Raw genomic sequence first — 17195 nt, forward strand, 5'->3', positions numbered from 1 at the left:
TGATCTGAAAAATAGAGTGGCTTGCAAAAGAAGCCAACTCTATTTTTTAATCAACAGCAACTATCACATCTGATGATTTAATCACGGCATAAGCCTGCTTACCTTCTGCAAGTCCTAGCTTTTCTGCTGATGATTTTGTGATTATTGACACTAGCTCTACTCCTGGCGCTAGTTCTAAAGTTATCTCGGTATTAACTGAACCATGCACAACTTTTTTGACAGTACCCTTAAGAGAATTACGAGCGCTAATTTCCATGTTTTACTTCGCTAATTTAAACTATTTATACTTTAGTAAGTTAGCAAGTTTTGATTTTAAAACTAGCTTTCTTTAAGATATCTTAATAATTTTGAAATAATCCTCATTTACTTAACAGTAGTATCTCTGCTTGACAAGAATTACAAAAATGGTTGGGGCAGTCATTTGCTGCAAAAAGTAAGATAAAAAATAAAAAAAACTAACTATTGATGGATATTATCATCAATTTAACACAGTTATTTTAATTATGTATAAGTACTGAGATTTTTAATAGTTCTATATTTATAATAACTAGACTAAAAAGAGGTTTATATTGTGCAGCATCAAGTTAATACAACAAGGTCAAATCTATTTTTTGAACATTTAAGTCCAGTTATAGGTGTAGGATTTCCTATTCCTAAAGACTGGTTGCCAATAACAAGTTTTCCCTTACTTATTCTAGTAGGTATGACTGGAGTGGGAAAAAGCACAATCACAAAAGCTTTGGCTGAAGAAGGCTTGGATTTTACACTTTTACCTAATCGTCGTGTTTTAACCGAACGCGTGATAATTGCACCAATGTTAAAAATGCAAGAGAAACTCGTGCAACCACATTGCCGGATTAAACGTTTAACTTATACTCGCCTTTATCGAGAATACTTTCCTGGTGGAATGGGTCACATTTTAGCTTCTCTACACATCAATCCACAAGAAGTCAACTCTATGTTAGTTTTCGATAGTTTGCGTGGTGAAAATGAGGTTCGCTATGCAGCTACAGCTTTAAAAAATGCTAAATTTGTAATGTTGACCGCACCAAATACGGTGCGTTTAGAAAGGCTTCTAAAACGTCATGATTCTTTTGATCGAATTGCCGATCAAGAATTAGACGATCGTATGCAAATTATCCCAGAAGTACTGAGCAATTTTGCTAGTTTGGGCGTACCAGAGGCTTCTGCTTATTTTACTCCTAAAGAAGAACAACAAATCTTAGAACTTGTAAGCAAACAAGTTGTTACAGGTGTAGAATTGCGAGAAAAACTAAAAATATTTGTGGAAGAGAGTCAAAACTATGATTCGGTTCCGACAAAACATATTTTAGAAGCGATGGATACAAGCGATCGCTCTCTTATAATTGATACTATAACTAGTCCCCAAGAATCAGCCAAAGTAATTATTTCTCAATTATGCAAATCTGTTAATATAAAAACTAATAAGTGAATCTCCTTAGTAAGAATTAGTATAGGGATTGCTCAATGTCGCTATCTGAATTTGCAATTGTAGAAAGTACTCTCCGTGAAGGTGAACAATTCGTCAAAGCCAATTTCTCTTCAGATGATAAAGTCGAAATCGCTGAGGCCCTTGCTGCATTTGGAGTGGAATATATAGAGTTAACGTCACCAATCGCTTCACCTCAGTCTAGACAAGACTGTGAAAGATTGTCTCGCTTAGGCTTGCCATCCAAAATATTAACTCACATTCGCTGTCACTTAGAAGATGCTAAAGTCGCTTTAGCCACAGGTGTCGCTGGGATTAATTTAACTATTGGTAGTTCTTCTTTGATGCGCCAGTTCAGTCATGGTAAAAATATTAATCAAATTATTGATTTAGCATCTGAAGTTTTAACTTTTATTCATCAACAAGCCCCCGATATTGAGTTACGGTTTTCGGCTGAGGATTCGTCACGCACTCCCATAGAAGATTTAATTGCAATTTATTCTGAGATTGAAAAGTTAGGAGTTGTCAAACGCATAGGAATTGCCGATACAGTAGGAATTATTACGCCAATGCAAGTATTTGAATTAGTGAAGACTTTGCGCCAGTTCACTAATTTAGATATTGAGTTTCACGGTCATAATGATACAGAATGTGCAAATGCTAACAGTTATACAGCACTGGAAGCGGGAGCAACTCATATTGACACTTGTGTTTTGGGAATTGGTGAGCGAAATGGTATTACTTCACTAGCTGCATTCATTGCGAGATTATATGCTACAAATCCAGAGCAGATTAAGTCTAAATATCGCTTGGATGAACTTGGTTCCTTGCATGAATTAGTTGCGAGAAAAGTTGGGATTTCTATTCCTTTTAATCACTGTGTTTTTGGTGAGAGTGCTTTTAGTCATAAAGCTGGCATTCATACTAAGGCTATGCTCAATAACTCTGAGACTTATGAAGCTATTAATCCCCGGAGTTTTGGTGTAACGCGCTCAATTTTAATTAATCATAAATTGGCTGGAAAACAGGCGGTTAATCACCGAGCTAATGAATTAGGACTTTCCTTTAATTTATCCCAGCTTAAAGATATTACCCATAGATTGAAAGCTTTAGCTGATAACCAAAGTCTTACCATCGAAGATGTAGATAATATTTTATATTCTTATCATTGTCAGTAAATTTGAAAATATACGCACTTACTGTCCAAGTGCAGATCCCCGACTTCTTGAAGAAGTTGGGGATCTAAATCCACCCATATCTGCTATTAATCTATCTTATGTAAGAAAACTGTAAAAATTACTGCTTTTCCATTATTTTTCAAGCTTTTTTAAGATGAATGTTTGCTGTTCTTTATAAATGATTCATAATTTCAACTTATAAAGTTGATAGCATATATGTAAGTTAAAAGGATTTAAATAACATTTTTGCAAAACTGGTGAGCATTGCTCACCATTCTATTTGCCAAGCAAATTTATATTAGTAAAAAAGTTAACTGAGGAGTAGTTATGAATCGAACCAACAGTCAAAAATTGAGTGAAGTAACAACCCAATGGCTAATAGCAAAAAGCTATAATCCTAGCGATTTAAATCAGCCAGGTGAAAATGGTGATACAGCTTTAATGAAAGCGACAAGAGAAGGAGTTTATACAGTCGTCAAAGAACTAATTGATGCTGGTGCGGATATCAATGCTCAAAATAGCGATCGCAACAATGCTTTGTGGTTTGCTTGTTTTGGTAATCACTACGATTTAATTAATTTACTCTTGGCTGACAACATTGACATTAACAACCAAAATGATAATGGTGCAACTGTTTTAATGTACGCAGCATCAGCCGGAAAGACAGAAGTCGTCAAGTTACTTTTACAACATCATCCTAATTTATATTTAAAGAACTTAGACGATTATAAAGCCATAGATTTTGCTAGCAACGTAGAAGTCTTAAGGATAATTAAAAATGCCATCAAGTCAGATATCGGGCAAAGCCTATCATGACGCTACCAAGCATTCTTACTTATCGGTACAACTCGATCCAAATTATGTAGATGCTTCAACACAGCCATCTTCATTTAAAGTTTATCCTAAGTTTTATCGGAGAGTGAAATTAAATCTCAATAATCCTGTTCATTCTTTTATCTCCTTAACCAGTGCGATAACACTGGAAAAAGTATATAAAGATGGCCCTTATAAACTGCGGGTGAATCCATCAGCAGGCGCTCTGTATCCTACGGAAGTTTACGTACAGGTTCGCGGTGTTGAGGGAATAATCGATGGTATATATCATTTAGAAGTTGAGAATAATTGTCTAACTCTCATCTATGAATTAATTGATGATGGCTTAGAGAATTATATTATACCGGGTAAAAGTATCAACGGATTCATCTTTTTAATTAGTTGTGTTTATTATAGGTCTAGCTGGAAATATCAAAATAGAAGCATGAGATATTGCCTATTAGATAGCGGACACCATTTAGGTGCGATCGCAGCTTCAGCTTATGTCTACAACCGAGATATACAACTAATTTTTGACTTTGATAAACTTACGCTCAATTCTGATTTGGGATTTGAGAATAAAGAGTTTATTACTGCTTGTGCGGTGTCAGGAGAAATACAAGACAAGAAAATCAGACACTTAAGGCTGAAAATTCCTTTTGTCTCTGGTACTGATTATTTTGAATCCAATCAATTTATTGAAGATGCCTATCAAGCAACTACTCAACAAAAGAGTCGTCAGCAGAAATTAGAGTATCCTCAATTTGATTTCGATCGGGATAAATTTTATCAAACTGTTTGGGATAGACGTTCTATTAGACGTTTCCGGAAAGAGGCTATTTCTCAAGAAGATTATTTATATGTAGTGCAACAACTTCAACAGTCAATACCGACAGAAAACTATGAGGAAATAGAAATTTACTCAGTGGTGCATCGAGTAGGGGGAATGACACCTGGGTTATATAGAGGTACACATCTGGTTAAAACGGGTAATTTTAGTGAAAAGACAGGTTACTTATGTATTAATCAGGCTATTGCTAGAGATGGCGCTGTAACTTTATTTTTTGTGTCAGATTATTTAAATTATCAAACGGCTATGCAAATAGCTGGTTTTCTCGGACAAAGACTTTATTTAACTAGTAATTATTTGGGAATTCAGTGTAGTGGAATTGGTGCTTATTATGATGACGAAACCCAAGAATTATTAGAAACAAATAAAGATGTACTTTATGGAATGGTGATTGGAATATAAGCAGGAAGCTAAAGAGAGATGGCTAGAAATATGTATTACTTTAATGGTGATGACTCACATCCTATACAACCGACATCTGCGGATATTATACTGCGGCAACAGCTAGAGGATTCTATTAGCAGATACTTTTATGAAGCGTGCGATCGCACCATTCAAAATCTTCTGTCTGATTGTCGGTGGTATGTCACAACTCACGCCAATGCTCTGACATTAGTAATTGAATGTCCCGATCAAGTTATTAATTGGCGTGTTTTACAAAAAATTGTGCCAATGGGGACATTGCTATATGGAATTGTTAACAGTGCTAAAATCCGGGTTTGTCCGCCAGAAAGTCAAGGTATACCTTTTGAAATGAGGGTAGATGAACTTTCTGTTTATCGAGATTGGGCGTGATTCGATTTTGGATTTTAGATTTGGGATTTTGGATTGTTAATTAAAAGTTGATATTCTGGCTGATAAGTGCAGCTACCTCTTCAAAAACCAAATCAGCAGAATGTTTGACAACAGGACTTAACTCTAGTCCCAAACTAAGATTTGCCGCCTCAATTAAATAAACTGTTATATCTTCGGGAAAGTCATTTTGAAAGATTTTCCGTCCGGCGGCTAAAGCATTATCCCAACGAAAATCGTGCAAGTTATAACTAGGTTCGGGCATTGCTTCCAGTTCTTTTCCTGGAACTTTAAACACAGCACCCGGTTCTGAACCAGTTGAACTTGCATCAATAATTATTAATTGTTTACTACCTCTAGCTTGAAACATTACTTCCATCCCTGCGGTTCCACAGTCATATACTCGCACATGAGGATGAGGGTTTTCGGCTAGATATTTTTGTAAGCGTTGGGCAATGATTACGCCTACTGCGTCGTCATTGCGATTGAGATTGCCGCAACCAATAATAGTTAGCATAGAATAAGATTTAATTGTTTAAGCGGTTGCAAATTTAGTCAAAGCGCGTAGTTTACCGCCGTAGGCATCGCTTGGAGGATAAAGCAATTATAATTCAACAATTAACGGTAAGTAAAGTTTGTAATTCAGGCAAATAAGTAGTGACTAAAACAGAGGCTTTGACTAATAATATAGACAAAGCCTCTGAAAATAATTCATCAGCAGTAAATTAGAACTCTACACCATGTTTCTTGGCAACTTCAGTCAGTTTATCATACTGATGTTGTGATGCTTGAGTTAATATCTCTTCAGCCTGTTCTTTAGTAGTTCCCTCTTTAGGAATTAAATACTTGACATAAAGAGATACAAAATCAGCTGCGATCGCTAAACCAGATAAAGCGTGTTTGTCAGCTTCTTTGCCAGCGATCGCAGCTACCAAACCGGCTTTAATTGGGTCTGGTTTTACTTTCATGAACTGCTCGACAAGTTTAGGAACGTAGTCTTCTGGTGGCAAATTATCTAACTTACTTCTATCAGGAGTAAAGTTACATTCTGCGGCTTGAGCTTGCTCTAAAACACACCATTCTATGTATTCTTGCAATGCTGCATCGGGAACGCGAGGGAGATAATTATGTAGCGCTAAATCAGACACAAGCTTACCGTGTAAATTGCTGTTTATGCAAATGCATTAACGCAAGCCTAACCCACTATTTCTATAAGTTTTAGTGTGTTACGCTACGAGTTTTGAATATAAGACATTGGGAATAGGGCATTGGGAATAGGTTATTTTTCTTTGATTTTCCCCAAATTTATCTTTTGGGCAATCGCTTAGGTAGATGGTTAATCCAGTAAGCTGTAAATAACCCTAGTTGGAGAAATGGAGCGCGAAACATGACACTCAATGAGCTACTTCCTGCTGTCAGAAAACGCTATATATCAGAAAAAATTAAGCTAATCCGCATTTTGGCGGAAGAATTGGATACCAACAAAGATATTTTACCTCTCGAACCATTTAAAACCTATGATTTGCCTACACCGTACAATTCGTTTGGTGCAGGTGAAATTCTCATGCAAGCCTTGAAACAGGAAGATTAGGTCTGACTAAATTAAGAGCGATGTCTACGAGGGGCTACGCCTACGCTCAGGTTGATGACCAATCTAGTAAGCTGTAAAGTGTGCCTTGTCTATGATTATGAGTATGAAAACTTTTACTGCGATCGTTGAAAGAGATCCTGATACTAAGTTCTATGTTGGCTATGTCCCTGGTTTTCCTAGAGCGCATTCTCAAGGTGAAACCTTGGATGAATTGCAGGAAAATTTGCATGAAGTGATTGAGATGCTTTTAGAGGATGAGGATCTGGGCTTACGCTCAGGTGAATGACCGATCCAGTAAGCTGTAAGTGCATCTAGCCACAGCCCTACGCGTCTACGCTCAATTATCAATTACTAGGCTTTGGAAGCCCATCACTAATATGAAACTGGAAGACCTCAGAAAAGATAATATCGGTCAGATTTATGCTTGGTTCCCTAAAAAGGGAAATGATGAATCTTCTATGCTTCTAATCACTTATCCTTACTATTCAATTAAAGCTTTCTACTTTTCATGTCAGAATCTTGAGCAACTGGAGCAATCAAAAGGCATAATCAATCAGGGAAATGTTTCCATAAGTGCAGTTGGTTTTTGGTTTCTTGCTATTGAAGCGTTTATAAGCACATTGCTAAAAATTGCTTGTTTTCTTAAAGATAAGGATTTCAAAAACTTTAAAGGAAAACAAATCAACGGTCGTCTCACAGCAGTTTTTGAACTACTGGAAATTGAGAGTCAAGTTTTTTATCGCTCAGGAATATTCCAAAAATTGCAAGAATTTGAAACTTTTAGAAATGAGCTTTTTCACGATAGATTCTTTAATTCAGAAGTTCAATTTGACAAGACAAGTTTTTCTTCTATACCTTATCTAGCTAATCAGGTAGACGTTGTTCAAGCTTCAATTATTGCATTAGAGATTTTTGAGGCATTCCGATTTGTATATCCTGAGCGCGATCTAATGCCAAATATATGGATCGAAAAAAATAATTCATTTGGATTCATTAAGTATGATCTTCTTTACAAAAAAGTTATGTTACCACTTTTTTCTCAAGCCCTGAGTAAACATAGTCTTAATACGAATTTAGTAACTGAACCTTTAGAGATAAGGCTTTCAGAGAGTTCAATCTCGCAAAAAGGAGATGTTAAGATAATTCTACGACACTCTCATAAAGAAGATATTGTTCATTTAGCCAATAATACTGAAACAAATATAGGAGCTAGTTTGTTCAATAAAGCTCGTGATTTAATCACAATAAATGAGAAGGATGAATTTCAAATTCCTGCGTATTAGCAAGTATAGTAAATAAGTGTAATTTACACAAGATTCTGCTTATCGATTTGCTCAACAGTATATATAGTCACAGCGTAATAGGAAAGTTAATGTCAGCAAATCTAATAATAATGAGCTAATGATTAACTAAAAAATCATTAGCTATTAGCATCTTTTAAGCAGTCCGAAAACGCGCTAGTTCTTCACCCGTCTTAGCATCATGGGCGTGAACTGTACACACTAAACAAGAATCAAACGATCGCGCCACATGACCAACTTCCACCGGATCGCTAGAATCGTAAATGGGTGTGCCAATTAAAGCTTCTTCAATAGGGCCGCGAATACCTTCACCGTCACGAGGGCCGATATTCCAAGTACCAGGGGCAATCACTTGGTAGTTCTTAATCTTACCGCCCTCTATTTCCACCCAGTGAGACAAGGAACCCCGCGCGGCTTCTGTTGCACCCCAACCCTTGCCATCTTTTTCTGTGGGTTTGATATACCAAGGGTCGTTTAATTTGAATTCGCGTAAACAGTGTTCAGCTTGACGATATAACTTGACAAGTTCGTGAACTCGTGCTAGCTGACGCACATGAATACTAGCACCACCCATGTTTTTGAAGACATCGAGGATGAAGGGGTCGTAATGTTGCCAAGATTCGCCATGTTTACCACCAGCAACTAATTGACGCGCTAAGGGGCCAGTTTCTAAGCGTCCGAAGTCTTTGTGAAGGACTGCACTAGACCAAGAGTAGGCGTTATCGAAGTCTTTGGTATTGATTGCAGTGGGTTTAGTGGTGCGATCGCTAGGGTGAATATCTGCTGTCCCTTCATCGTACCAGGAGTGAGTTGTATTCTCGCGGGTAAATGACTGATCCATTAAAACGTGAGTGTCTGCGAAGCTATCGTACACACCACTTTTCATAATCATCGCCGCATTTCGTCCTTCGATAGTCGGCTTTTGGTATTTATCTTCATGGGCTAAATATCCCCAAGTGACATATTTACCAACACCAGCACCATATCTATCTAGACCGATATCTAAACCCATGCGCCAATAAAAACCTAAGTCGGAATCTCGATGATTGCGGTCTTCATCTAACCAATCTCTAAAGTCATCATAAGTTTGGATTTGTTCGTAGCGTTCTAAAGAACAACCTAACCACACTGGTTCTAACCAATTGGTGCGGAAGTATTCGAGAATTGCCCAAGCGCGGGTAATGTCTGTTAAGGTTGGAGCGCACATCACGCCGCCGGGAACCATGTAGCTGGAATGAGGCCATTGTCCGCCCAATAGTGCATAAATTTCTACAGGTTTAGCAGAAATTGTTATGCCTAGTTCATAAGATTTGCCAGTGAAAGCAGCAAAGCGTCTCACAGCTTCGTCATAAAAACGACTATGGCGGTATTTTTTATTAGTTAAATCAATGGCAAAGAGTCCATAAAAATAGCGGGGGATACTTTGAATTGTCTCAACAATTTGACCAAGATTTCTCGCTAAAATTGCATTGCGAGGAACTTCTGTTTCCCAAGCTGTATCTAATGCCCAAGATGCACAAGTTAAGTGAGAACCGCCGCAAATTCCGCAAATACGAGGCGTGACAATTAATCCAGCTTGGGGATCTTTGCCGCGTAGGATCACTTCAAATCCACGAAATAATTCGGCGTGTGTCCAGGCGTTAACTACCCGCCCATTCTCAATATCAACTCGGACATCCAAATCGCCCTCAACTCTACCAACGGGCGAAATATCTAATGATTGAATTCCCATTTTTTATTTGTCCTTTGTCATTGGTTATTTGTCATTGGTCATTGGTCATTAGTCATTGCTTTTTCACAAATGACAAAGGACTAATGACTAATGACTAAACAGTAAAAAAGTCTTCTTCTGCCCAAGGTGGTGCAGCGTCTTTAGCCACCATTGTGAGTAAGGCGTAGTCTTTTTTGTTCACCCCTGGCGGTAATTCCTTGGGAACTCCCATTACTGTTTGGGTTTTAAATACGGTTCCCGGTTTGAGGTCAAAGAAGGGAAATTCTGGTTCTGTGCAACCTAAACAAGGCATTCCGGCGCGAGTTTTAGATGAGACGCGGTTCCATAAGATGCGGTTGCAGGAAGAATGAGTCATGGGACCACGACAACCCAAGTCGTAGAATAAGCAGCCTTTGCGCTGACCAAATTCGGCGGTTGAGGCTTTGTAGGCAAAGTGGATGTTGCGGGTACAACCTGTTTGGGTATAGGTGTTAAAGAAGGTTTGGGGACGATTTAGTTCATCGAAAGCAATGTCTGCTATGCGTCCAGTAGCGATCGCAACTAATATCTGCGTAATCCAGTCGGGATGTGCGGGACATCCAGGTATATTAATTACAGGTAATCCAGCTTGTGATACGAAATCTTTCCCTAAAAAGCCGCCTTCTTGACGTTTGAGAAATTGCAAACCTTCCGATTCGCTGGGGTTAGGTGACATGGCGGGAATTCCTCCCCAGGTTGCACAGTCTCCCACAGCGACGATAAATTGAGCAACTTTGGCGAGGTCTAATAACCAATCTTTCATGGCGCGATCGGCAAACCGATTCCATTCGCCAGTACCGTTGGGGGCGTTAACAACACTGCCTTCAAATACCAAAATATCTAAAGGAATTTTGCCAGAAATGCAATTTCGTAGCAGTGTTTGCAAATCGTTGCCTAATTCCAATCCCAAGGAAGGATGCCAAAGTATATTGATACCAAAGTCGGCAATTAAATCGCAAACTGTCGGTTCTTCAGCGTTGAGAAATGACATGGTGTTGCCGGAACAAGCACCACCTTGTAGCCATAGTACGTTAGTCATCGGCTAGGTATTTTTCTATTGTTTCCCATGCATGATGTAGGTGATAATGCTTGTAAAGTCTCACCTGTTTATCAATATTTGTTTTTCAATAGTAAGATATTTTTTTATCTAATTCACTTTCATTAAAAAAGAATTAATCATTAACAATAAATTAAATTATCTCAATATTATTTCCAATAGCTCTGTCTGTTATATACAACACATTTTCTAAATGCAAAATAGTAAAAATAAACACTGCATCTTGTTTTTAAGCCTTGATGTTCAACAAACTCAATATGCTTAATTTATCGTTGTCAAAACCCTGGAATTATTAGTAATTACTGTCAACTGTTAATTTGCATAAGGTAATGAGTATTTTCAATCCTCAGATTTTTATGTAATAAATGAGCCAAAAATAGGGGCACTAAATTTTGCGCCCCGTCAACTATATATCAGTTGTTTTAGGATTTTGGTTGTGCAGCTTGCCTAACAACTTGTTCGTCGAAGTCTAACGCTTGAGCTATCTGCTCAATACTGCAACCAAACGCTAATAAGTGCGGTATTACTTCTAACTTAGCTTCTTGCTTACCTTCTTTTTTCCCTTCTTCAAAAACATCTTGGAAAAATCTAGTTTGCCTCAAGTCATTTAATTCAAACATTTTCCTATCTCCTCCTGGCTCAATCGCGGCAACTTGTAGATTAATATCGTCTCTATTAAACGCACTGTTAATCCTTCGCGCACCCTATTGTTTTAGGATTTTGGTTGTATAGCTTGCCTAACAGCTTGTTCGTCCAAACCTAATGCTTGAGCTATCTGCTCAATACTTAAACCCAATCCTAATAATCGAGGTATAGTTTGTAACTTAGTTTCTTGTATACCTTCTTGTTTCCCTTCTTGTCTACCTTCTTGTATACCTTCTTGTCTACCTTCTTGTATACCTTCTTGTTTCCCTTCTTGCCTACCTTCTGCAAAAACATCTTGGTAAAATCTAGTTTGCTTTAATTCATTTGATCCAAACATTTTTCCTATCTCCTGCTGGCTCAATAGCGGTAACTTGTATACTAATATCGTCTCTATTAATTGTATAATTTCCCTAATAGTAGTGACATCTGGAATTTGCTGTCGGGCAATGTTGACTATCTCTACAGCTTTTATTGTCGCAGTTGATTCTGGTTCGATGATGAGTTTAACTGTCTCTATACCGATTGATGATGCCTCAATTGAGCTTAATTCGTCGAGATAGACGCGAGTTACTCGTTGGGAGTTGAGTAATTCTGTATATCTTTCGGTATCTCCAGTATCAACGCTGCGGTTGCGGAAGATGACAACACCCCGCCAATTGTTGGTTAATTCGGTTTTGTCGAGATAGTTAAAGATTTCAGTAAATAAACGAGAGTAGAATTTTTTGTCTGGTTGAAATTGTACTTCGGCAAAATAAATCGGTAAGTCTGGCGTATTTGGGAGAAAGACACCATCGATTCTAAATGCCAGTTGTTTAACTTCTACTGAAGAAAATTGGTAAGCACTAGCTAGTTGGGGTGGTTGGTTAATCAGTTCAAAGAAAGTACTGGGGATACTCTGAAAGATCCGATAAAAGATACTGTCTGTTTTCAAGGGAGCTTGTTTTACAGTTGATGAATATATTTTACACAACGACTAACCCGTGGTGACTATTTTGAGTACAATAAATATTATGTATGTCAGCAATTCAATAAAAAATATTTAAATTGTATAAGACGATGATACAAAAAGTATTTAAAAAATATTAGGTGTTTAAAACTGACATTAATATTAGCAATTTCCCCCTAGAATTTTAGAAATAGGGTGTTTTATAGTATTGTATTGAGCATGGCATAAGACATTGGCTATAGGGGATTAAGTTTTTTCCCTAGTTTCTAGTCTTTAATCCTAGCTCAAATAAAAAGGGGAATTCCGCCTAAAGGACTCGAAGCCTGCGTAAATCAGTATGGCCCGTGATTAGATGCGTTTACGTATCTCAATCATTCGTGGGCGTTGACAGATTCAATTCCCAATTGGCTAGAGTACGGCAGAGTTATGACCCCCAGCATTACAGATTCAGCAGTGAAGGCTGCGATCGCAGCTGTTGCATCGGAGTCAGCTTCAGCAGAAGAAAAAATCCAAATGCTGATTGAGATCGCACAGGGTTTTCAAAAAAAGCCCAAAGCTGCCCAAGACTTGCGGAATGCAGTTGGTTTATATTACCGGGCCTATGAGATGTGTGGTGAGGAGTATCCCCTATTGAAAGCTAGGGCCAAAGTCGGCATGGCGGGGACATTACAGGCAATACCGGATGCTGATTACCAACTGTTGATGCAAGCTAAAGTCGGTTATGAAGAGGCATTACCGATTTTACAACAATTAGCAACGCCAGAGGAAGTGGCAGAGACACAGATGAATTTTGGGCTGGTGTTGCAGTCGCTAGTGCCATTTAATTTGGCGCGGATAACAGACAGCATCCAGGCTTATCATGAGGCTTTGCGGGTCTTTACTTGGGAAGATTATCCTCAAGAATACGCCATTTTGTATAACAATATTGCGATCGCATATCTTTCTATGCCCCTAGCGTCGGAACGGGAATACTTGCGTCAAGGTTTAGCTGTGCAATCATTTGAGGTCGCACTCAAGCATATTAATCTGATTGACCATCCCAGAGAATATGCCATGTTGCAAAACAACTTGGGTAACGCTTTGCAATATTTAGTGAGTTCCCATCCTGTCGAGAATAACTTACGTGCGATCGCAGCTTATGACGAAGCGTTAAAAGTGCGTAATGCCAAAGATACACCCCTAGAGTACGCTAACACAATTTCAAACAAAGCCAACGCCCTATTTAACTTACCAGACGACCACGAAAAACCAGAAGCTGGTAATCCCCAAAATCTTTTGCAAGCGCGTGTTTACTATCAAGCTGCATTAGAAATATTTACGGAACACCAACAAATTGCACAAGCAGAAGTAGTAGTTCAAGCATTACAAGATGTAGAAGCAGAAATGAAGGGTTAGGTTATGGGTTCAATACAGTTCAGATAAGACCAAAACCCTTGTAGAGACGGCGATTTATCGCGTCTCAAAAACCCAAGCGTATTGGTTATGGATCTAAATTGACTCTTAACTCTTTACTTAAACAATGAGGAAAAACAGCATGAGAGACATTTTAACAACGCCAAATCTGATAAATTTTCTCACAAGTTTAGCAGATGGCGATTTGAACATAGCAACAGAATTAGTGTGGTTAATCATAGCAACAGTCTTGGCCATGGTTGGCGGTGCAATTGGTGGAATGATATTAGCTGGTAAAGATATAGGATATCAACTTTCAGCAATGCTTGGTGCATTATTTGCCCCTGCGGGTGTAATTCCTGCCATCTTCTTAGGACTTGTTGCTTTAAATTTCTTGACAAATTATTAGGAGAAAATATGTTAGAGCTAGGATGGTTATCTGCCAAGTTATTTTTTAAAGGAAAGCTAATACGCAATCCAATATTTTTTGTCAAGCAAACTACTATTGGTATTGCCGTAGGTTTCTTACTGTTAGTGTTACTTGCACAAGCCCCCATTCCCTTCTACTTACCAATCATATTATCTAGCTTAGTGACAGGCATGATTATGCCGTTTCTCTTCAAAGATTTTAAAACGAAGTGAATTGTCATTGATAAACAACCAATGCCCAATGCCCAATGACCAATGACAAATGACAAATCTTGAAGAATTAATTCAGGAAATTAACCGTTTTGAGGCAATTATATCCGAGTGGGATGAAAGCCAACGGTGTGTAGCAGTTGGTTTAAAAAGAGCAATTGAAGCTTTGCATAAAGCTGCATTGACTAATTTGATTAAAAGCCTGAAAGAAGAATCAATGCCAGCTTTACGTCATGCTGTTGCAGATGAATTAGTGTATGCAGTGCTACTGTATCACGAACTCGTCAAACCACCAAAACCTCCGCTTTCACAACGCATTCAGACAGCCCTTGAAGAAGTTCGCCCAGGTTTAAAAAGCCATAATGGTGATGTAGAATTAGTAGCAATTAAGTCACCAGATACAGTAGAAGTTAGATTAATTGGAACTTGCAGTACTTGTCCAACTTCTACTTTAACTTTATCTCAGGGAGTAGAACAGGCAATAAAAAATCATTGCCCTGAAATTACCAAAGTAGTGGCAGTTAATAACAGTTCTACTGTGAACAACGCTAATTCTAGTTTAATCAGTCCATTCTCTGCAAAAATAACTTGTACTTGGATGAAAGTAGCGACTCTTGATGAAGTTCCTGAATTTAGTGTAGTGGCAGTACAACTTGCTGGTACTTCACTAATTTTACATCGTCAAGGTACTACAGTAAAATGCTACCGAAATGCTTGCAGTCATCTAGGATCTCCTTTAGAACAGGGTAAAATTGAAAATGGTATTATTACCTGTCCTTCCCACGGATTCCAGTACAAATTAGAGACAGGTGAATGTTTAACTGCACCTGATATTTCGCTTCAGTCGTATCCAGTCAAGATTAAAGGCGATAAGGTTTTTGTAAAACTGCAAAAATGATGATGCAAAGGTAACATTTCAGCAAATATACTTGACAATTAGTCAATCACAGGTAATTTGCTTTTTCATTTGAGTAGTTCGCGCATTCGTTTTAGTATTTTGTAAAAGCAAAATGCCTGAATGCTTTCTCAATATCTCTGAATTCATTCTTATTTATGTAATTCAGGTATCGATTTTAGTGTTTTGAGAAAGTAAAAAGGCATATTACTTTCTCAAAAGGTCATTTGACTTATTCAAACCCCGGTTTGCTTACTCATTTTAGTGTTTTCCGCAAGCAAAAGTAGGTTTTACTTATTCAAACTCCAGTTTGCTTACTCATTTTGGTGTTTTCCGCAAGCAAAAGTAGGTTTTACTTACTCATTTTAGTGTTTTCCGCAAGTAAAAGAAGCTTTTACTTATTCAAACCCCAGTTTGCCTTCTAATTTAAGTATATCGCGCACTCATGCCAAAGATTCGCCATGTAATAAAAGTTACTAAAACTATTTAATACAGAGAATAGGACTTTTCAAACATCCTCTAAAGGCTATCTTGATTTTTTTTAGCTTGATTAATATCGAAGTTGATAAAGGTTTTAACTGAATTTACAAAAGTATAATGCAAAACCGTTACTGTTGTTACACGCTAATCAAGATTAATGTTTTTAAATAATTATCAGCGTCTATCTGTGGTTCATGGATATCCCAATCATAATTAATCCCATATCACAATTACCGCTAGAAGCAACAGAAATTTTTCAACAATTACCTTTATCACCTCAAGGTGCAGAGGTAATTTTAGGTAACATTATTGAACCCGAACAATTAGTCATACCTGTAGCGCCTAATGCTACAAATATGTTTGGGCCTCGTAGTGCTTGTTTATTATCAGAAACTGGCCCATTATGGGTATCAGATACCGGACATCATCGATTATTAGGTTGGCAAAATTTACCCACAAGAGATAGTCAACCGGCTGATTGGGTAATTGGACAACCTGATTTTTATCATGAAGGACAAAATGCTAAAAATACACCGGGAAGGGCAACCTTAAGTGTACCAACAGGGATTTGTGCTTGCGGCGAAGGTTTAGCTGTAGCCGATGCTTGGAATCATCGAGTTTTGATTTGGAAAAGTTTACCAGAAGATAACAATGTTCCAGCAGATTTTGTATTAGGGCAAGTTAATTTTACCGATAATGAACCAAATCGAGGAAATCAACAAGCATCTGCTAGTACAATGCACTGGCCTTATGGTGTTTACTATCATCAAGGACGGCTATTTATTGCTGACACTGGTAATCGAAGACTATTAATTTGGCATCAGTTACCAACAGAAAATGGTCAACCTGCTGATTTAGTTCTGGGACAACCGGATATGATATCTCGCAATGAAAACGGCGGTGATTCTCCAACCGCAGCGAGTATGCGTTGGTGTCACGACATTGCTTTTTGGGGAGAGAATTTGGTTGTCAGCGATGCAGGTAATCATCGAGTGATGATTTGGCAGGGAATACCAACAGAAAATAATACCCCTTGTGGGGTTGTTTTAGGACAAAAAAGCTTTGATTTTGTGGAAATGAATCAAGGAGTTTATCATCCTAGCGCTAGTAGTTTGAGTATGCCTTATGGTGTGGCGGTGGCTGGAGATTGGTTAGTAGTTGCAGATACTGCTAATTCTCGTTTATTAGGGTGGAGAAAGCCAGAATCAATTTTATCACTGCAAGGTGTAATAGCAGATGGGTTAGCAGGACAAATTAATTTTCAAAGTAAAGGTGAAAATCGTAATTTTGGATTGCCTAAACGAGATAGTTTAAATTGGTGTTATGGGATAAAAATTTGTGGCAATACAGCAGTAATAGCTGATTCTGGAAATAACCGAATATTGCTGTGGCAGTTTAATAATTCGTAATTCGTAA

20 protein-coding genes are annotated in these 17195 nt (G+C 38.0%); 13 read left to right on the forward strand and 7 right to left on the reverse strand.

Annotated features, from left to right (window positions below):
* Positions 1-46: 46 nt before the first annotated feature.
* The gene (locus CDG77_RS00945; protein WP_094327429.1) at positions 47-256 is read right to left on the reverse strand and encodes a TOBE domain-containing protein; all 210 of its coding nucleotides are present in this window, start codon (positions 254-256) and stop codon (positions 47-49) included.
* Between the two features lie 315 nt (positions 257-571).
* Here CDG77_RS00945 and CDG77_RS00950 point away from each other — a divergent pair, with 315 nt between their 5' ends.
* The 5 genes from CDG77_RS00950 (at position 572) to CDG77_RS00970 (ending at position 5086) form a co-directional block, all read left to right on the forward strand.
* Positions 572-1453 carry an AAA family ATPase gene (locus tag CDG77_RS00950; protein WP_094327430.1) on the forward strand — a complete coding sequence of 294 codons (882 nt, stop codon included), beginning with the start codon at positions 572-574 and terminating at the stop codon, positions 1451-1453.
* A 35-nt stretch (positions 1454-1488) separates the two neighbouring features.
* Positions 1489-2628, forward strand: a complete 1140-nt coding sequence (lysS, locus tag CDG77_RS00955; protein WP_094327431.1) for a homocitrate synthase — start codon at positions 1489-1491, stop codon at positions 2626-2628.
* Between the two features lie 327 nt (positions 2629-2955).
* Positions 2956-3444, forward strand: coding sequence for an ankyrin repeat domain-containing protein (locus tag CDG77_RS00960; protein ID WP_094327432.1), 489 nt, complete (start codon positions 2956-2958; stop codon positions 3442-3444).
* Complete coding sequence (locus CDG77_RS00965; RefSeq protein ID WP_094327433.1) at positions 3407-4693, forward strand: SagB/ThcOx family dehydrogenase; 1287 nt, start codon at positions 3407-3409, stop codon at positions 4691-4693. The genes CDG77_RS00960 and CDG77_RS00965 overlap by 38 nt, the downstream gene beginning before the upstream one ends.
* Before the next feature lie 18 nt (positions 4694-4711).
* The gene (locus CDG77_RS00970) at positions 4712-5086 is read left to right on the forward strand and encodes a hypothetical protein (RefSeq protein ID WP_094327434.1); all 375 of its coding nucleotides are present in this window, start codon (positions 4712-4714) and stop codon (positions 5084-5086) included.
* A gap of 40 nt (positions 5087-5126) precedes the next feature.
* Here the strand turns inward: CDG77_RS00970 and CDG77_RS00975 are convergent, their stop codons facing one another.
* Positions 5127-5600: a hydrogenase maturation protease gene (locus CDG77_RS00975; RefSeq protein ID WP_094327435.1), complete on the reverse strand. Its 474-nt coding sequence runs from the start codon at positions 5598-5600 to the stop codon at positions 5127-5129.
* A 208-nt stretch (positions 5601-5808) separates the two neighbouring features.
* Positions 5809-6231 carry a hypothetical protein gene (locus CDG77_RS00980; RefSeq protein WP_094327436.1) on the reverse strand — a complete coding sequence of 141 codons (423 nt, stop codon included), beginning with the start codon at positions 6229-6231 and terminating at the stop codon, positions 5809-5811.
* A gap of 239 nt (positions 6232-6470) precedes the next feature.
* Here CDG77_RS00980 and CDG77_RS00985 point away from each other — a divergent pair, with 239 nt between their 5' ends.
* From CDG77_RS00985 to CDG77_RS00995, 3 genes are all read left to right on the forward strand, one after another.
* On the forward strand, positions 6471-6674 hold the full coding sequence (locus tag CDG77_RS00985; RefSeq protein WP_094327437.1) for a hypothetical protein: 204 nt from the start codon (positions 6471-6473) through the stop codon (positions 6672-6674).
* A gap of 97 nt (positions 6675-6771) precedes the next feature.
* A complete protein-coding gene (locus CDG77_RS00990) occupies positions 6772-6960 on the forward strand; it encodes a type II toxin-antitoxin system HicB family antitoxin (RefSeq protein ID WP_442946408.1) in 189 nt (62 codons plus the stop codon).
* Between the two features lie 91 nt (positions 6961-7051).
* The gene (locus CDG77_RS00995; RefSeq protein ID WP_094327439.1) at positions 7052-7957 is read left to right on the forward strand and encodes a hypothetical protein; all 906 of its coding nucleotides are present in this window, start codon (positions 7052-7054) and stop codon (positions 7955-7957) included.
* Positions 7958-8111: 154 nt separating this feature from the next.
* Here CDG77_RS00995 and CDG77_RS01000 read toward each other — a convergent pair whose 3' ends face one another.
* The 4 genes from CDG77_RS01000 to CDG77_RS01015 form a co-directional block, all read right to left on the reverse strand.
* Positions 8112-9707 (reverse strand): nickel-dependent hydrogenase large subunit, encoded by a 1596-nt coding sequence (locus CDG77_RS01000; protein ID WP_094327440.1) that lies wholly within the window; start codon positions 9705-9707, stop codon positions 8112-8114.
* Between the two features lie 94 nt (positions 9708-9801).
* Complete coding sequence (locus CDG77_RS01005; RefSeq protein WP_094327441.1) at positions 9802-10764, reverse strand: hydrogenase small subunit; 963 nt, start codon at positions 10762-10764, stop codon at positions 9802-9804.
* A gap of 440 nt (positions 10765-11204) precedes the next feature.
* A complete protein-coding gene (locus CDG77_RS01010; protein ID WP_094327442.1) occupies positions 11205-11402 on the reverse strand; it encodes a hypothetical protein in 198 nt (65 codons plus the stop codon).
* 92 nt (positions 11403-11494) lie between these two features.
* A complete protein-coding gene (locus CDG77_RS01015) occupies positions 11495-12358 on the reverse strand; it encodes an Rpn family recombination-promoting nuclease/putative transposase (protein ID WP_094327443.1) in 864 nt (287 codons plus the stop codon).
* A gap of 441 nt (positions 12359-12799) precedes the next feature.
* On the opposite strand from CDG77_RS01015, the gene CDG77_RS01020 reads away from it, so the two are divergent.
* From CDG77_RS01020 to CDG77_RS01040, 5 genes are all read left to right on the forward strand, one after another.
* On the forward strand, positions 12800-13768 hold the full coding sequence (locus CDG77_RS01020; RefSeq protein ID WP_094327444.1) for a hypothetical protein: 969 nt from the start codon (positions 12800-12802) through the stop codon (positions 13766-13768).
* Positions 13769-13907: 139 nt separating this feature from the next.
* The gene (locus CDG77_RS01025; RefSeq protein WP_094327445.1) at positions 13908-14174 is read left to right on the forward strand and encodes a hypothetical protein; all 267 of its coding nucleotides are present in this window, start codon (positions 13908-13910) and stop codon (positions 14172-14174) included.
* Positions 14175-14182: 8 nt separating this feature from the next.
* A complete protein-coding gene (locus CDG77_RS01030; protein ID WP_094327446.1) occupies positions 14183-14407 on the forward strand; it encodes a hypothetical protein in 225 nt (74 codons plus the stop codon).
* A 49-nt stretch (positions 14408-14456) separates the two neighbouring features.
* Entirely contained in the window at positions 14457-15302 is an 846-nt protein-coding gene (locus CDG77_RS01035) for a NifU family protein (RefSeq protein ID WP_094327447.1), read from the forward strand.
* Between the two features lie 671 nt (positions 15303-15973).
* The gene (locus CDG77_RS01040) at positions 15974-17188 is read left to right on the forward strand and encodes a hypothetical protein (protein WP_223269678.1); all 1215 of its coding nucleotides are present in this window, start codon (positions 15974-15976) and stop codon (positions 17186-17188) included.
* Positions 17189-17195 lie beyond the last annotated feature (7 nt).

The sequence above is a fragment of the Nostoc sp. 'Peltigera membranacea cyanobiont' 213 genome (assembly GCF_002245975.1).
Lineage (GTDB): Bacteria > Cyanobacteriota > Cyanobacteriia > Cyanobacteriales > Nostocaceae > Nostoc.

Bases quoted from the DNA above. Each gene is read 5' to 3' on its own strand.
- CDG77_RS00945 (WP_094327429.1), bottom strand. From the start codon at position 256: ATGGAAATTAGCGCTCGTAATTCTCTTAAGGGTACTGTCAAAAAAGTT.
- lysS (WP_094327431.1), top strand. From the start codon at position 1,489: ATGTCGCTATCTGAATTTGCAATTGTAGAAAGTACTCTCCGTGAAGGT.
- CDG77_RS00960 (WP_094327432.1), top strand. From the start codon at position 2,956: ATGAATCGAACCAACAGTCAAAAATTGAGTGAAGTAACAACCCAATGG.
- CDG77_RS00965 (WP_094327433.1), top strand. From the start codon at position 3,407: ATGCCATCAAGTCAGATATCGGGCAAAGCCTATCATGACGCTACCAAG.
- CDG77_RS00970 (WP_094327434.1), top strand. From the start codon at position 4,712: ATGGCTAGAAATATGTATTACTTTAATGGTGATGACTCACATCCTATA.
- CDG77_RS00975 (WP_094327435.1), bottom strand. From the start codon at position 5,600: ATGCTAACTATTATTGGTTGCGGCAATCTCAATCGCAATGACGACGCA.
- CDG77_RS00985 (WP_094327437.1), top strand. From the start codon at position 6,471: ATGACACTCAATGAGCTACTTCCTGCTGTCAGAAAACGCTATATATCA.
- CDG77_RS00990 (WP_442946408.1), top strand. From the start codon at position 6,772: ATGAGTATGAAAACTTTTACTGCGATCGTTGAAAGAGATCCTGATACT.
- CDG77_RS00995 (WP_094327439.1), top strand. From the start codon at position 7,052: ATGAAACTGGAAGACCTCAGAAAAGATAATATCGGTCAGATTTATGCT.
- CDG77_RS01000 (WP_094327440.1), bottom strand. From the start codon at position 9,707: ATGGGAATTCAATCATTAGATATTTCGCCCGTTGGTAGAGTTGAGGGC.
- CDG77_RS01005 (WP_094327441.1), bottom strand. From the start codon at position 10,764: ATGACTAACGTACTATGGCTACAAGGTGGTGCTTGTTCCGGCAACACC.
- CDG77_RS01010 (WP_094327442.1), bottom strand. From the start codon at position 11,402: ATGTTTGAATTAAATGACTTGAGGCAAACTAGATTTTTCCAAGATGTT.
- CDG77_RS01020 (WP_094327444.1), top strand. From the start codon at position 12,800: ATGACCCCCAGCATTACAGATTCAGCAGTGAAGGCTGCGATCGCAGCT.
- CDG77_RS01025 (WP_094327445.1), top strand. From the start codon at position 13,908: ATGAGAGACATTTTAACAACGCCAAATCTGATAAATTTTCTCACAAGT.
- CDG77_RS01030 (WP_094327446.1), top strand. From the start codon at position 14,183: ATGTTAGAGCTAGGATGGTTATCTGCCAAGTTATTTTTTAAAGGAAAG.
- CDG77_RS01035 (WP_094327447.1), top strand. From the start codon at position 14,457: ATGACAAATCTTGAAGAATTAATTCAGGAAATTAACCGTTTTGAGGCA.
- CDG77_RS01040 (WP_223269678.1), top strand. From the start codon at position 15,974: ATGGATATCCCAATCATAATTAATCCCATATCACAATTACCGCTAGAA.